The sequence below is a fragment of the Vibrio sp. R78045 genome, from assembly GCF_042466085.1.
GTDB lineage: Bacteria > Pseudomonadota > Gammaproteobacteria > Enterobacterales > Vibrionaceae > Vibrio > Vibrio cyclitrophicus.
In genome coordinates, this window is the sequence record NZ_JAXHBS010000017.1 from 237,576 (window position 1) to 252,119 (window position 14,544).

Below are 14,544 nucleotides of genomic sequence, written 5' to 3' on the forward strand. Positions count from 1 at the left end.
AAAACAAAAGGGCTAGCACAACGGCCAACCCTTTGGTGATCATATGATTTGCTTGATCGTACTTACTTGCCTTGCAGGTGCTCAGCAGCTTGTGCGTTATCTTCAGCAAGCCACTCTGCGACATCTTTAGCGAAGTACGTCAGGACGCCATCAGCGCCAGCACGCTTAAAGCACAACAGTGATTCCATGACGGTTTCACGCTCTTTCAGCCAGCCGTTTTGAATCGCCGCTTTGTGCATCGCATACTCACCAGATACTTGATAAGCAAACGTTGGAGCTTGCAGTTCATGCTTAACACGGCGCACGATGTCTAGGTAAGGCATGCCTGGTTTCACCATCACCATATCCGCACCTTCATTAAGATCCATCGCGACTTCATGAATCGCTTCATCGCTGTTGGCTGGATCCATCTGGTAGTTCTTCTTGTTACCACCTTTCAGGTTCGAAGCACTGCCAACTGCATCACGGAATGGGCCGTAGTAGCACGATGCATACTTTGCAGAGTACGCCATGATTTGGGTATGAATGTAGCCAGCTTCTTCTAACGCTTCTCGGATTTTACCAATACGGCCATCCATCATATCCGACGGTGCAACCACATCAGCACCCGCTTCAGCGTGTGATAGTGCTTGCTTAATCAAGACTTCAGTCGTCTCGTCATTCATCACGTAACCATCTTCATCGATGATGCCGTCTTGGCCGTGTGTAGTGAACGGATCCAGTGCTACGTCAGTAATCACACCCATATTTGGCACGTGCTCTTTGAGTAAGCGTACTGCTCGTTGTACCAAACCTTCTGAGTTATGAGCTTCAGCCGCGCATAAACTTTTAGCATCTTGGTTCACTACCGGAAACAGAGCAATTGCAGGAACACCCAATTTTGACAGGTAATCCGCTTCCTCAAGCATAAGATCGATAGACAGGCGTTCAACGCCTGGCATTGACTCTACAGGCTCACGACGCTCTTTACCCATAAGAATAAACATTGGGTAGATTAGATCATCCACAGACAATTGATTTTCTGCCATTAGGCGACGGCTAAAGTCGTGCTTACGCATACGGCGCATACGGCGACCTGGGAATTGACCTTGAATTGAAACAGACACTAGATTCTCCTTGCCTAGTCTAAGCACCGAAATGCTTAGATATGAAAAGTGCAAAATACAGGCAAAAGCATATCACTGATGGCTCAGGACGCTAACAGTAAAATATAAAACCCACTCAAAAACAGGGAGAAATGGCAAAAAATGACCTTCTCCTCACACTGCCGTATACTCATGACAATTCAGTAAAGACCGCTTTCAGGACAAAACAATGATCGATACCCATGCCCATATTTACGCGAGCGAATTCGATGAAGACCGTGAACAAGTCGTGCAACGCGCGCTTGCTCAAGGTATTGATACCATTCTGCTGCCGAACATCGATTTAGAATCTATCGAGCCAATGCTAGCGACAGAGGCTCAGTTTCCTGAGGTATGTCGTTCAATGATGGGTTTGCACCCTTGTTACGTAGATGCAAATATCGAGCAGACCCTCAAAACCGTTCGAGCTTGGTTTGATAAGCATGACTTTATAGCCGTAGGTGAGATTGGTATCGACTTGTACTGGGATAAAACCTTTAAAGCAGAACAAGAGATGGCCTTCGTCACCCAATTGCAGTGGGCAAAAGACCTCGACCTACCTGTCGTCATCCACACCCGTGATTCCATTGAAGAAACACTCGCACTACTTCGCCAAGAACAAGACGGCAGCTTACGTGGTGTGTTTCACTGCTTTGGCAGCAGCTTAGAGGAAGCTCAAGCAATCAATGCGTTAGGTTTTCATTTAGGCTTAGGAGGCGTGTCGACGTTCAAAAACTCAGGCATGGACAAAGTAATCCCTCACCTTGATATGAATTACATCATTCTTGAAACTGATTGTCCGTATTTAGCACCGGCACCCAATCGCGGTAAGAGGAATGAGCCAGCGTACACGGAGTTGGTTGCACAGCGAATAGCCGATCTTAGAGGCATGACGATTGAAGAGGTTGACGCGTTAACCACTAAAAATGCGAGAGATTTATTCAATTTATTATAGATTTATCAGTAAATTAAATTAATTGTATTAACAAATAATATTTGAGAACAAAAGGCAATGAGTCTATTATCAACCGCATTCATATGGGGATAATAGATATGTGTGACCACTCACAATACTTACAACGTCAACATCGAACCCTATGGCATAAAATTTTGGGTATCAAAGAGCTCTATATATGCCAAAACTGTGGCTATCAGTTAAAGATTCGATAAACAAAACATAATAAAAAAGCGGCCAATAGCCGCTTTTTTATTATGTGATTTTTTGCTGCTGGGCTCTAACGATCAGCTCTTTGCCAATTAAGATTCAGCCTCTTCTTCCTCATCACCCTCTTCTGGTTTACGCACATAAAAACGCGCAAAGAACAGACCAATCTCAAACAGAATACACATTGGAATCGCCAACAGGGTTTGCGAGATCATATCGGGTGGTGTCAGCATCATACCAACAATGAAAGCACCGACGACGATGTAAGGACGCTTTTCTGACAAAGCTTTAGGCGTTGTCGCCCCTGTCCAACATAGCAAGATAATCGCGACTGGTACTTCAAAAGCAATACCAAAGGCAAAGAACAACGCGAGTACAAAATCAAGGTAACTCGATATATCGGTTGCGAACTCAACTCCCCCTAATGATATGGCCGTAAAAAAGCCAAATACCAATGGGAATACCACGAAGTAAGCGAACGCCACACCACAGTAAAACAACAATGAACTTGAAGCCAACAAAGGCATGATCAAGCGCTTTTCATGCTTATATAAGCCCGGAGCGACAAAAGCCCACACCTGATACAAAATAAACGGAACCGCGATAAAAATAGACGCGATTAAGGTTAATTTCAGTGGTGTGAAAAATGGCGATGCAACATCAGTCGCAATCATCGTCGCCCCTTCAGGTAGGCGATCTACCAAAGGTGCTGATACAAATTCATAAATATCATTAGCAAAATAAATTAGCCCGACAAACACGACCAGAACCGCGACAATCGCACGTAGTAGGCGATTACGTAGTTCTAGAAGGTGGCTAATTAAAGGCTGTGTCTGCTCAGTCGAAGACATGTCAAACCTCTTAAACAGGAAGATCGAAAAGGAGCCGCGCACCTATCTATCCAGTTGAATTGGTATCCACTTGAATAGTTATTTACTTGAATAGCTATCTATTTAAACATCTAGCGATTCAAGTATACGGCGACTCCTCCTTGCGAGACTATTCGGCTTTCTTATCTGACGGTGCTGAAGCTTCGCTGTTGACCTGAATGGTTTCAGATTCCACAGTTTCCGTGACACTAGGTTTAGTCTCACTTGGCTTATCAGACTCAGGCTTAGCATACGGACGTTGAACCTCAGCAGCGGCTTGCTTGAGTTCATCAACTGATGCTTTTAGATCTGGAGATAAATCTTCCATACCCATTTTTTCCGCCTTGCGTAGGTTTTCTTGAAGTTCTTGCACCTTAAGCTCATGAGAAAGTTCATCTTTCACACTATTTGCCATGCTTTTCGCTTGTCCAACAAACTTGGAAACACTGCGAATCGCCACAGGCAAACGCTCAGGTCCTAAAACAACTAACCCAACGACAGATATTAATACCAGTTCCCAAAAACCGATATCAAACACGATTTACGCCTGCTCTTTGTCTTTCTTTGTTTCAGCAGTTGTTTCAGCGCTCGCTTCTTTCTTCTGCTGTTCAATATTCTTTGGTTCAAAGTCTGCGTCTTTCTTATCTGCAGGCTTATCTTCATCGCTCATTGCTTTTTTGAAGCCTTTAACCGCTGAACCTAAGTCACCGCCCATACCGCGCAGTTTCTTTGTTCCGAATAGCAAAATTACAATTACAGCAATGATTAGAAGTTGCCAAATACTGATACCACCCATTGTCATTGTCCTCGGGTCTGTCTACACATAAAAAATATTAAGGAAGTCTACTGTCTAACGACGGTAAGCTCGCCAACTTAGCAGCCAAAATGTGACACCTGCGATGCCACAGCCCATAGATAGCTGCTCATAAGGGCTTGAAACTAATATTGCGGAGCATACGACTAAAGTTGCTCCAACGCCAAACAAAAACTTTCCAGTTGCTTGCTGACGCTTACTATCTCTATAGCCTTGATAAAGCTGATCCATTCTGTGATTCATCGCTTTACCTTGACGCAAGCTGTCATAAAGTAACTCTGGCAGCTCTGGCAGTTTTTCTGCCCAGAATGGCGCGCGCTCTTTTACTGCATTAATCACAGCTTGCGGCCCCACCTGATTCATCATCCAGGTTTCAAGGAAAGGCTTAGCCGTTGCCCACAAATCAAGTTGCGGGTACAACTGGCGACCGAGGCCTTCGACGTACAACAAGGTCTTCTGCAGAAGCACCAACTGAGGTTGTACCTCCATGTTGAAACGTCTTGCTGTATTAAATAAGTTTAGCAACACATGGCCAAATGAGATCTCGCCAAGTGGTTTTGCAAAAATCGGCTCACACACCATACGAATCGCGAATTCGAAATCGTTGACGTTGGTGTCGTGTGGAACCCAACCCGAATCCACATGAAGCTCCGCAACTTTACGGTAATCTCGATTAAAGAAAGCCAGCAGATTTTCGGCTAAATAGCGCTTATCTTCGCTGTTGAGCGTGCCGACAATGCCACAATCCAAGCCAATCCACTGCGGGTTGTCTGGATTTTCAGGGTTAACGAATACGTTACCTGGGTGCATGTCTGCATGGAAAAAACTATCGCGGAACACTTGGGTGAAAAATACCGTCACACCGCGTTCAGCCAGCAGCTTCATGTTGGTGCCGTTAGCATTCAGTGTTTCAATATCTGAAACTTGAATACCATAGATTCGCTCTGACACCATCAAGGTTTCGCTGCTTAAATCAGGAATAACTTCTGGCACATACAGCTCTTCGCTGCCTTCAAAATTACGTCGCAGTTGAATTGCATTCGCTGCCTCGCGGCGCAGATCCAGTTCATCAAGTAACGTTTTCTCGTACTCGTGAACCACCTCAACAGGTTTCAAACGACGTGCTTCAGGAAGCGACTTAGCGACTATACGCGCCATTCGGTGCATCAGTTTTAGATCTGCATCAATCACCGGGCGAATATCAGGGCGAATTACCTTCAGAACAATCTCGCGGCCGCTCTCTTTAAGCTTCGCAGTATGCACCTGAGCGATAGAAGCTGAAGCCAGTGGCTCGATATCAAAGTCGGTAAACCAGTTATCTAGGCTACCACCCAGTGCCTTTTCCATATCTTGCTTGGCCAACGCGCCGTCAAATGGAGCGACTTGGTCTTGCAATAAAGCGAGTTGATCAGCGATATGAGGAGGAAACAGGTCACGACGCGTCGACATCATTTGACCAAACTTGATCCACACTGGCCCTAACTCTTGCAAAGCAAGACGTAAACGCTGACCTAACTCTTTATCTTGATGTTTGTTCTTAAGCCAAAACAGTGACTTTCTCGCCAGCAAAGGGGCTTTCGTTAACTGGTGCTCAGGCATCAACTCATCAAGGCCGTACTCTAACTGTACCTTGATAATATGATAAAGACGTTTCAGTTCTGCTGGGGTCATGCTTTCTCCAACAGAGCGTTCAATTTAGCTTCAAGGCGTGCTACTGAGCTTTTTACGTCATCAACTTGGTCGCAAAAGTGCACCACTTCTAACGGGGCTGGAGCAATCTTCCACTCTTCTGTCAGAACCTGAGCAACATGGTTTTGATGCTTAGTGGCTTGCTTCGCCACAAAACCACCGACGTTTTTAACACCTTGCACTAAGGTATGCGCAACCACATCACCAGTCGCACGAGATAACCACTCTTCCAAGTCTGGCTTGCAGTCTGTCATCAGTTGAGCAAACTTCTGCGCCAGTTGAATATCACCTTCTAGAATCAACTTATCTTGTTTGATCAGCTTAGTGATGTTCGATTGCTCACGCAGTTCCGGTAACACCGATAAATTCAAAGATAGGTAGCAATCAGGCTGCCCTTCATATTCCGACAACACATCGATCTGTTGACTGAAAACGAAGGTGAGTGTTTTGTTCAACTCTTTCAAATTAACTTGAATGATCTGTCCCTTTAAACGAGACAAACGACGAACCAAGGCTGGATCATCGTTCACGAAAGTATTTAAAGAGGTTTCAATAACCGCGGTGACCAATGGATCAAATGGCATGACTGTCCTTACCTTTGAAAACGGATAAGCCTTAACCTATCCGTTCTATCTTTATTCTTATTTTTTAGCGTGCTCTACGAGCTTGCTACCAAGTTCGACTAGAACTTGTAACCACGGTGCAGCGCTACAATGCCGCCCGTTAGGTTGAAGTATTTCGTATTTTCAAAACCCGCTTCTTGCATCATACCTTCCAAGGTTTCTTGGTTCGGGTGCATGCGGATAGATTCTGCAAGGTAACGATAGCTGTCTGCATCGTTAGCAATCAGCTCACCCATTTTTGGCAATAGGTGGAAAGAGTATGCATCGTAAACCTTTGATAAAGGCTCAAGTACTGGCTTAGAAAACTCAAGAACCAACAGACGACCACCCGGCTTAAGTACGCGGTACATTGAACGCAGCGCTTGGTCTTTATCGGTTACGTTACGCAGACAGAAGCTGATAGTAATGCAATCGAAGTAGTTGTCAGGGAATGGTAGTTCTTCAGCGTTCGCTTGTACGTAATGTACGTTGCCAACAATACCGCTATCACGCAGCTTATCGCGGCCAACATTCAGCATCGAGTTGTTAATATCAGCAAGAACCACGTGGCCTTTTTCGCCAACGATACGCGAGAATTTCGCAGTAAGGTCACCAGTACCACCACCAAGGTCGAGAATACGTTGACCAGGACGTACGCCACTGCAATCAATCGTGAATCGCTTCCACAAGCGGTGAACACCACCCGACATTAAGTCATTCATGATGTCGTATTTAGCGGCTACAGAGTGAAATACCTCTGCTACTTTCGCGACTTTTTCGTCTTTTGCGACGGTTTCGAAACCAAAGTGTGTGGTTTCCGACTCTACTGCTGAATTTGTCTGCACGCTTGTGTCCATAATGCTGTTATCTACCATGGTAAGTTCTCATCGACAGCACACTCTCTGTTTAGAGGCGCTGCAGCCGATTAGTTTACTTTATCCTCAGCAGGTTGTCTTTCTACTAAGGAGGCATTTTCTGAAAAAGCCTCATTTTGAGCCATTTCGGCAATCCCAACCGAAATCGATTTTTTCACTTCAACACCAAGTTGTTTGAAGCTTTCTGCCTGACGAATCACATTGCCACGTCCAGTCACCAGCTTATTCATTGCCCCTTGGTAGCTTTGGTTGGCTCTATCAAGTGAGCTACCAAGGCCTTCCATATCATCAACGAATAAGCGTAATTTGTCGTAAAGTTTGCTCGCTCGCTCCGCAATAACTTGCGCATTTTGGTTCTGCCTCTCATTGCGCCACAAGTTATCAATAGTACGCAGTGCCACCAGCAGGGTGGTTGGGCTGACCAAGATAATGTTTTGTTCCATCGCATCTTTGACCAAGCTAGGATCCGCCTGAATAGCCACTTGGAATGCTGGCTCAACCGGGATAAACATCAGCACGTAATCCAAGCTCTGGATGCCTTTAAGCTGATGATAATCTTTCTGGCTTAACCCTTTTATGTGCGCTCGCAGTGACACCAAGTGATCACGCAGCGCAGCATCGCGTTGTTGATCGGTTTCAGCATTGAAGTAACGCTCAAAGGCCACCAAAGCCATTTTAGAATCCACCACCACTTGCTTATCCTGTGGTAAATGCACGATCACATCCGGCTGATAACGCTTACCCGCATCGTTTTGTAGGTTCACTTGAGTTTGGTATTCATGCCCTTCTCGCAGCCCAGACTCAGCAAGTACTCGAGCCAGTACCACTTCGCCCCAATTGCCCTGCTGTTTGTTATCACCCTTTAGCGCTTGAGTCAGATTAACCGCTTCACGTGTCATGCTCTCATTGAGACGTTGTAGGTTCTTCAGTTCGTGTACCAAGGTGTGACGTTCTTTGGCCTCTTGGCTGAAGCTGTCATTCACTTGTTTCTTGAAGCCTTCCAACTGCTCTCTCAATGGAGACAACAAACCTTCTAGGCTCTGTTTATTTTGCTGATCGACCTTAGCGGTTTTGCTCTCAAACAGTTGATTAGCTAACAGTTCGAACTGCTGCTTAAGTCGAGATTCGGCTTGCTCTAGCAACTGTAGCTTTTCGCTATTGGCGAGGTTTTCTTGGTCGTGTCTTGCTTCTTGTTCGCGCAGCTCAGCTTCTAATTCAGACTTATGATCCTTAAGCACATTGATCTCATCGGCGTACTGCTGACGCTCTTGCTTCACGGCTTCAAAATAACGCAGCTTCTCCATCGCAGCCATCACCTTGCCATGTGCCTGCTTAAGTTCAAATGCCGCTTTATCTCGATCATCATCCAACTCATTGAGCTCTTGTTGCGCCTCTGCGAGTGAAGATTTGAGCTGAGATTGTTGTGACTCATGCAGCAAACGGTCGGACTCGAGTTGCTGTTCAAGAAGTCGCTGCTGAAAAGAGAACTTCTGTTTGATCCACCAGCCCACCACACCGCCGCTGACGAGCGCGCCGGAAATAGCAGCAATAAGCGTTGCCTGATGTTCGATAATCCATTGCATGATAATGATTTAGCCTAATTGGAGATAACTCATTAAATGGTATTTTGATACTGGATAAATGTCCAGTTTGCCGTATTAAAATTCGACAGATAGACTAGGCGCTCAGTATTCTGCCCCATCAAATTAGAATGAGTTGCTATGAACGAACGTCGTGCCTTAGGCTTTGGCCTTTCCGCAGTATTACTGTGGTCAACCGTTGCTACTGCTTTTAAGCTGACCCTTGCTGAGTTTTCGCCGATTCAAATGCTGACCATCGCTAGCATTGTCTCTTCTATAGCATTGATTACCATCTGCGCCTTTCAAGGCAAGCTTTCTCAGCTGAGTACCACGTTCCTTTCAAACCCTTGGTATTACCTACTCCTCGGCTTGGTTAACCCACTGGCCTATTATCTGATTCTCTTCAAAGCCTATGATCTACTGCCTGCTTCTCAAGCCCAAGCCATCAACTACAGTTGGGCGATCACGTTAACCTTAATGGCGGCGGTTTTTTTAGGGCAAAAGATTCGTAAACAAGATTGGGTGGCGTGTACCTTCAGCTATGCGGGCGTGGTGGTTATTGCTACCAAAGGCGATTTGCTAGGCATGCAGTTCGATAGTCCGCTCGGTGTAGCTCTGGCGTTACTTTCAACCTTGCTTTGGGCGGGATACTGGATTCTAAACACCAAAAACAAGGCTGACCCGGTTGTGGGCGTATTGCTTGGGTTCTTAGTGGCACTGCCATTCGCAATTGGTTTAACCGTTTACGAAGGCGAGAGTTTTAGCCAAATCACAGCGAAGGGTTGGATGGCGGTGACTTACGTTGGTCTGTTCGAGATGGGTATTACCTTTGTCTTGTGGCTCTCAGCGCTAAAACTAACCAACAATACAGCACGTATCAGTAATCTAATTTTCGCCTCGCCTTTTATCTCGTTGATGCTACTTTCAACCATTATTGGCGAAGAAATCCACCCTGCGACCCTGTTTGGTTTGGTACTGATCATCGCCGGTTTGGTGATTCAACAGATTAAGTTTTCAAAAAACAAATCTGCGTGAATGAGTAAATGAGCTAAAAGACTCGGCTGATCACGAAAAGCTATCGATAAAGTCGAATCTAGAGCTAGATTACCGCTTATAAATACAAAAATGGCGAGTCATATGACTCGCCATTTTTATGTCATTTAAAATCTCATGGGAAGCTTTGTGTAGGGACAATAGAGTTTGCCCCTAAGCACAAAATGAGACAATAAAGTTTGCCCGTAAGAAGCACAAGTGAGAACAAGCATTGAGTTACGGAAACAAGACAGTCCTCATCTCAACAGGAGCCGTCAGTTCAGGTCTAAGCCTGTATGTTTTCCGCGCAATTATTAAATCACTTAATAATTGATACTAATTACTTTAAATCAACAACTTAGGTCACATATGGTGACCCACCAATATCATATTAACCCACCAAACTCCCCAACGACGAGAGCTTCATTAGCCCTTCCGATCTCCACAACTAACGGCCCCCAAGGGTGATTGCTAGTCCTGTATAATGTAAATTTGTTCTCCACAAATCTCTTTATCATAGAGGATTTTTTAAACAAATCTTTGAATTCAGGCCTGTCTACCTTTTCAGACTGAGTGACCATTTCTCTACATTCCAACTTTTTGCAGAAAGTACATTTTCTGCTCTTGGGTGCAAAAAAATACTCCGCCAATTGCTTCTTTGGCCCGAAATTATAGACAAAATAGTCAACCTCTTCGTTAAATAATTTCGATACTCTGGGGTGATGCTGTAACCATATCATGTGTGTATCAATTCCAAAGCCGTAACTTGGCGAAGAGTAATACCAACGTCCATCAAACGGCCCAAAATTGGAATCGTGGTAATTAGCCTTGGAGACTATTGATCCATTCCAACTATTCTTAGATAAGCCTAAATCGATATCACTCATGACATCACTGAACCATCCGATTGTACACAGACTTGCTTTTATTGGATAAACTGTAAGTCTTTTAGCTCCCCACTCACTTGATTTCTTTTGCTTCGAGCTATGAGAGAGAGATTTAACACTTGGAACGGACAATCCTGCCAACAACTTTGCTACGAGCTTTGCCGACGTTTTGGCATTCGCTGAGTCCAATATTTCAAGACTTGCTTGGTGCTTCAAACACCAATCGCTGCCATTCCATGACTTCCTAAAATATCCAAACCCTACATCACGTATCATCTCATCAATACACTGGGGGCAATATCCAATCCTAATAATGCGTTGTTTGAAAGATATTGATTTGCTACCAATCACTCGCTCGACAACATCTTGCCCAACAGATGGTGGTGCAAACAAACCATAATTCTTTCTTCTTTCAGAGATGCTTGCCTCAACCAATTGAATTAACTGTTGGTCACTAAGGCGCCCAAAGGTTTCCGTCACATCCTCTGAAAGTCTTGGTTCATAATACCACCCACCACATTTTGAAAAGATTCCCTTCGAGGCAAGGGCACCCTTTCTTAAAAGAGTCTGACGAAAAATAAAACTTTGAACTGATTCATCAATAGGCGTGACCAACCTCTGTTCTCCTATGTAAGAAAGGGCATTATGCAAAAAAGTATTCTTGCAGCTATCACCTCACCCTTAAACACAAAACAATTGAACCATTAAGATAAGCGTGAATACTCTATGCCGCATTGCGCTTAAAGTTCTCAGCCTGCTCAAAAATCTCTTTATACACTTCATCACGATCAATCGGTGGGTAGCCCCACTCATCGAGCAAAATGATCAGGTCAAAGTGCAATTCAGCTTTGATATCGTCTCGCTTGTTCCAATCGGTGTATTTAGCTTTATCATCAATGACCTTCTTCACCTCTTTAGATAGGTCAAACAGCTTTTCTTCTGGGTAGGTAAAGTCGTACTTATGAGCCAGTGAAATGAGAATGTCGTAAAAGGCTTTTTCTTCAAAATCTATCCCCATTTCACCAAACGAGGCCATCTCAGCACGTAGTTCATTGTAGAGGTTGATAATTTCATCAGAAAAATCATTAATGACTTCCGAACGAAGTACATCCTTTTCATCACGCTCATTGTACTTTTCAACCAATATATTCATTTTCTTAGTGAAATCGACACCTTTCACTTTATTGGTCTTTTTAAACTCCCCAATCGCTTTGGCAAGCATTTGCTGAAGCAGTTGCAGTTTGGTGTTTGGCTGTTTCACCATCTCCAGCTTGGCAAGATAGTCATCATCAAAAATATCAATCTCACCACCGTCTTTCTCACCCAGTTTAAAGATCTCTTCAACACCATCACTCATTAGTGCGTCTTTGACCAAATCACGAACCTTGCGGTTCATTTGGTCAACATCTGGCGCACCACCTGTAGTGATCTTAAACACAATGGTTCGAACCGCTAGATAATAGTAAATCTTGTCTTTATGCTCTTTGGCCAGCTCACTGCTACCCACACAAATGTCATAAGCTGATTTAAGGCGTTTGGTCAGATCCATAAACGTCTTTTCAAACTTCTTGGTTCTAAGTACGTAATCAGCCGAAGCATTTAAGCAATGTAACTGCTCTAGTGGCGTACCATTGAAGTAAGGCTTAGAGTCAAACTTATGGAACAGCCCATCCAACAGGCTCAGGTGGTCCTTAACGATAATGACCGACTGTTTAATATCTTCTAAGTTCTGATCTTGCCCTGCTGTGTATTGAGAAAGTGCAAGGTTCATCTGTTTTTTTATGCCGATGTAATCGACTACCAGACCATTCTCTTTACCTTCAAATTTACGGTTTACTCTCGAAATGGTTTGGATCAGATTATGCTTTTGCAAAGGCTTATCAATGTAGATGGTATCGAGGAATGGCACATCAAAGCCCGTTAGCCACATATCTACCACAATAGCGATTTTGAAGTTCGATTTACCATTTTTAAACTGACGATCCAGCTCTTTACGGTACTCTTTGTTACCGAGTTTGTTCCAGAGAGCTTTATCATCGTCTTTGTTACGAGTCATAATCATCTTGACTCGTTCCATTGGCTTAACTTTCTTCTTATCACTTTCTGATAGGGTTGCACCGTCTTCACAGACTTTTACTTCATCCCACTCAGAGCGAAGCTCAAGCAATTCTTTGTAGAACTGATAGGCGATTTCACGACTGCTACAAACGAACATTGCTTTGCCTTTTTGAGTCGTGCCTTCTTCAACACGATTCTCATAATGCTCAACAAAGTCTTTCGCTATGGCTTTAATGCGATCAGGGTCGCCTAGTATGGTAGACATACTCGCCATCACCGTTTTGCTTTTATCTATTTGATATTCGTTTGTTCCAGCGTCTTCACACTCTTTATAGTATTTTTCGACTTCATCAAGCTGACGACCATCAAGTAGCACTTTTGCTGCTCGGCCTTCATACACAATACGAACAGTAATCTCATCGTAAACCGATTCTGTCATTGTGTAGCTATCTACAACCGCACCAAATACATCCAGCGTTGCGTCAATTGGTGTGCCTGTAAAGCCGACATAAGTAGCGTTTGGTAAAGAGTCGTGAAGATACTTAGCAAAGCCGTAAGTCTTTTTCACTCCGTCTTCAGTAACGGTAATTTTCTGTTCTAAATTGGTTTGGCTGCGGTGCGCTTCATCCGAAATACAAATGACGTTGGTTCGCTCCGTCAGCAGCTCCAAATCTTCAGTAAATTTATGGATGGTAGTCAGGAATACACCACCACTTTTACGCCCCTTCAGGTGTTCACGAAGTTCAGCACGACTCTCTACACTAATGATGTTTTGATCACCCACGTAACCTTTTGCATTGGTGAATTGTCCCGAAAGCTGATCATCCAGATCGGTACGGTCAGTGATGAGAATTATGGTTGGGCTACCCAATTCGACATCTTTCATCAGTAGACGAGATAAGAACAACATTGTGTAGCTCTTACCACAACCAGTCGCACCGAAATAGGTACCACCCTTACCATCACGAAGAGGGTCATCACTCACCAACTTACCATGTTCATCAAAGCACTTCATATGCTGTTTGATATTGGCAAAAAGCTTTGTTGCTGCGTAATACTGAGGATAACGACAAACAATTTTTTCTTGTTTGCTTGAGGTATCAGGTAAGTAGATAAAGTGACGTATCACATCAGTGAGCCGTTTCTTGTTAAACAAGCCGCTGATCATCGTAAACAATGAATCAATACCGTCTTTGTCTAACTTCTCTTCACCCGTAATTTTACGCCAAGAGTAAAAGAACTCGTATGGTGCAAAGTACGACCCCATTTTGCTGTTCACACCATCACTAATCACACACAGGGCGTTGTACTTGAATAGTTCAGGGATATCTCGATCATAACGAGTGGTTAGCTGCTTATACGCATCATAGATGGTCGCTTCTTCACGAATGGCACTCTTAAATTCAAACACCACAAGAGGTAAGCCATTGATGTAAAGAATCCCATCAGGGATACGCAGCTCATAGCCTTGTATCTCCATTTGGTTAACGATGCGATAGCCGTTGTTCTCTAGGTCAACGTAGTCGATAAGCTGAATGTATAAATCTTTCTGACTTGCATCTTCACGCTTGAGCAAAAAACCATCAGAGACAAACTTCATTATGGCTTTGTTAGTATCGTAGAGATCTGAAGCTGGAAGATACTCAAGCTTATGGATAATTTGCTCTATCTCATAGGCTGTAATAGCTTCCGCTTGATAACGTTTGGCTAGAAATTCACGAAGATCGGACTTAATCAGCACATCTTCAGGTGCTCGCTCAATCGCCTCACCACGAGTATATGGGTAGCCTTCTTTCCCTAGCAGTTCAATGATGGCTTGTTCAAGCCTTTCTTCTGTAAATTTCATTCC

The 14,544-nt window shown here is 44.1% G+C and carries 12 protein-coding genes; 2 read left to right on the forward strand and 10 right to left on the reverse strand.

The window, feature by feature from the left end; genetic code table 11:
* Positions 1 to 62: 62 nt before the first annotated feature.
* Positions 63 to 1,106 (reverse strand): porphobilinogen synthase, encoded by a 1,044-nt coding sequence (gene hemB / locus SJY39_RS20475; RefSeq protein WP_010433487.1) that lies wholly within the window; start codon positions 1,104 to 1,106, stop codon positions 63 to 65.
* A 208-nt stretch (positions 1,107 to 1,314) separates the two neighbouring features.
* Here hemB and SJY39_RS20480 point away from each other — a divergent pair, with 208 nt between their 5' ends.
* On the forward strand, positions 1,315 to 2,079 hold the full coding sequence (locus SJY39_RS20480; RefSeq protein ID WP_016768254.1) for a TatD family hydrolase: 765 nt from the start codon (positions 1,315 to 1,317) through the stop codon (positions 2,077 to 2,079).
* A gap of 302 nt (positions 2,080 to 2,381) precedes the next feature.
* Here the strand turns inward: SJY39_RS20480 and tatC are convergent, their stop codons facing one another.
* From tatC to rmuC, 7 genes are all read right to left on the reverse strand, one after another.
* Positions 2,382 to 3,140: a twin-arginine translocase subunit TatC gene (tatC, locus tag SJY39_RS20485; protein WP_010433482.1), complete on the reverse strand. Its 759-nt coding sequence runs from the start codon at positions 3,138 to 3,140 to the stop codon at positions 2,382 to 2,384.
* 148 nt (positions 3,141 to 3,288) lie between these two features.
* The gene (tatB, locus tag SJY39_RS20490; RefSeq protein ID WP_010433478.1) at positions 3,289 to 3,696 is read right to left on the reverse strand and encodes a Sec-independent protein translocase protein TatB; all 408 of its coding nucleotides are present in this window, start codon (positions 3,694 to 3,696) and stop codon (positions 3,289 to 3,291) included.
* 3 nt (positions 3,697 to 3,699) lie between these two features.
* Positions 3,700 to 3,954, reverse strand: coding sequence for a Sec-independent protein translocase subunit TatA (gene tatA / locus SJY39_RS20495; RefSeq protein WP_004735565.1), 255 nt, complete (start codon positions 3,952 to 3,954; stop codon positions 3,700 to 3,702).
* A 54-nt stretch (positions 3,955 to 4,008) separates the two neighbouring features.
* The gene (ubiB, locus tag SJY39_RS20500; protein WP_010433475.1) at positions 4,009 to 5,643 is read right to left on the reverse strand and encodes a ubiquinone biosynthesis regulatory protein kinase UbiB; all 1,635 of its coding nucleotides are present in this window, start codon (positions 5,641 to 5,643) and stop codon (positions 4,009 to 4,011) included.
* Positions 5,640 to 6,245, reverse strand: a complete 606-nt coding sequence (locus SJY39_RS20505; protein ID WP_016768252.1) for an SCP2 domain-containing protein — start codon at positions 6,243 to 6,245, stop codon at positions 5,640 to 5,642. Before SJY39_RS20505 ends, ubiB begins: the two co-directional genes overlap by 4 nt.
* Before the next feature lie 98 nt (positions 6,246 to 6,343).
* Positions 6,344 to 7,123 carry a bifunctional demethylmenaquinone methyltransferase/2-methoxy-6-polyprenyl-1,4-benzoquinol methylase UbiE gene (ubiE, locus tag SJY39_RS20510; protein ID WP_026012235.1) on the reverse strand — a complete coding sequence of 260 codons (780 nt, stop codon included), beginning with the start codon at positions 7,121 to 7,123 and terminating at the stop codon, positions 6,344 to 6,346.
* Positions 7,124 to 7,188: 65 nt separating this feature from the next.
* Positions 7,189 to 8,721 carry a DNA recombination protein RmuC gene (rmuC, locus tag SJY39_RS20515; protein WP_010433470.1) on the reverse strand — a complete coding sequence of 511 codons (1,533 nt, stop codon included), beginning with the start codon at positions 8,719 to 8,721 and terminating at the stop codon, positions 7,189 to 7,191.
* A 138-nt stretch (positions 8,722 to 8,859) separates the two neighbouring features.
* Here rmuC and SJY39_RS20520 point away from each other — a divergent pair, with 138 nt between their 5' ends.
* The gene (locus SJY39_RS20520; RefSeq protein ID WP_016784093.1) at positions 8,860 to 9,753 is read left to right on the forward strand and encodes a DMT family transporter; all 894 of its coding nucleotides are present in this window, start codon (positions 8,860 to 8,862) and stop codon (positions 9,751 to 9,753) included.
* A 383-nt stretch (positions 9,754 to 10,136) separates the two neighbouring features.
* On the opposite strand, the gene SJY39_RS20525 is transcribed toward SJY39_RS20520, so the two are convergent.
* Both SJY39_RS20525 and SJY39_RS20530 read right to left on the reverse strand, forming a co-directional pair.
* Positions 10,137 to 11,252 (reverse strand): hypothetical protein, encoded by a 1,116-nt coding sequence (locus SJY39_RS20525; protein WP_102313340.1) that lies wholly within the window; start codon positions 11,250 to 11,252, stop codon positions 10,137 to 10,139.
* Between the two features lie 109 nt (positions 11,253 to 11,361).
* Positions 11,362 to 14,541 carry a type I restriction endonuclease subunit R gene (locus tag SJY39_RS20530; RefSeq protein ID WP_102313339.1) on the reverse strand — a complete coding sequence of 1,060 codons (3,180 nt, stop codon included), beginning with the start codon at positions 14,539 to 14,541 and terminating at the stop codon, positions 11,362 to 11,364.
* Between the last annotated feature and the right edge of the window lie 3 nt (positions 14,542 to 14,544).

What these genes read in the sequence shown, in the direction of transcription:
- SJY39_RS20520 (WP_016784093.1), top strand. Translation starts at nt 8,860, where the DNA reads ATGAACGAACGTCGTGCCTTAGGCTTTGGCCTTTCCGCAGTATTACTG.
- SJY39_RS20480 (WP_016768254.1), top strand. Translation starts at nt 1,315, where the DNA reads ATGATCGATACCCATGCCCATATTTACGCGAGCGAATTCGATGAAGAC.
- rmuC (WP_010433470.1), bottom strand. Translation starts at nt 8,721, where the DNA reads ATGCAATGGATTATCGAACATCAGGCAACGCTTATTGCTGCTATTTCC.
- SJY39_RS20505 (WP_016768252.1), bottom strand. Translation starts at nt 6,245, where the DNA reads ATGCCATTTGATCCATTGGTCACCGCGGTTATTGAAACCTCTTTAAAT.
- ubiB (WP_010433475.1), bottom strand. Translation starts at nt 5,643, where the DNA reads ATGACCCCAGCAGAACTGAAACGTCTTTATCATATTATCAAGGTACAG.
- tatA (WP_004735565.1), bottom strand. Translation starts at nt 3,954, where the DNA reads ATGGGTGGTATCAGTATTTGGCAACTTCTAATCATTGCTGTAATTGTA.
- tatC (WP_010433482.1), bottom strand. Translation starts at nt 3,140, where the DNA reads ATGTCTTCGACTGAGCAGACACAGCCTTTAATTAGCCACCTTCTAGAA.
- SJY39_RS20530 (WP_102313339.1), bottom strand. Translation starts at nt 14,541, where the DNA reads ATGAAATTTACAGAAGAAAGGCTTGAACAAGCCATCATTGAACTGCTA.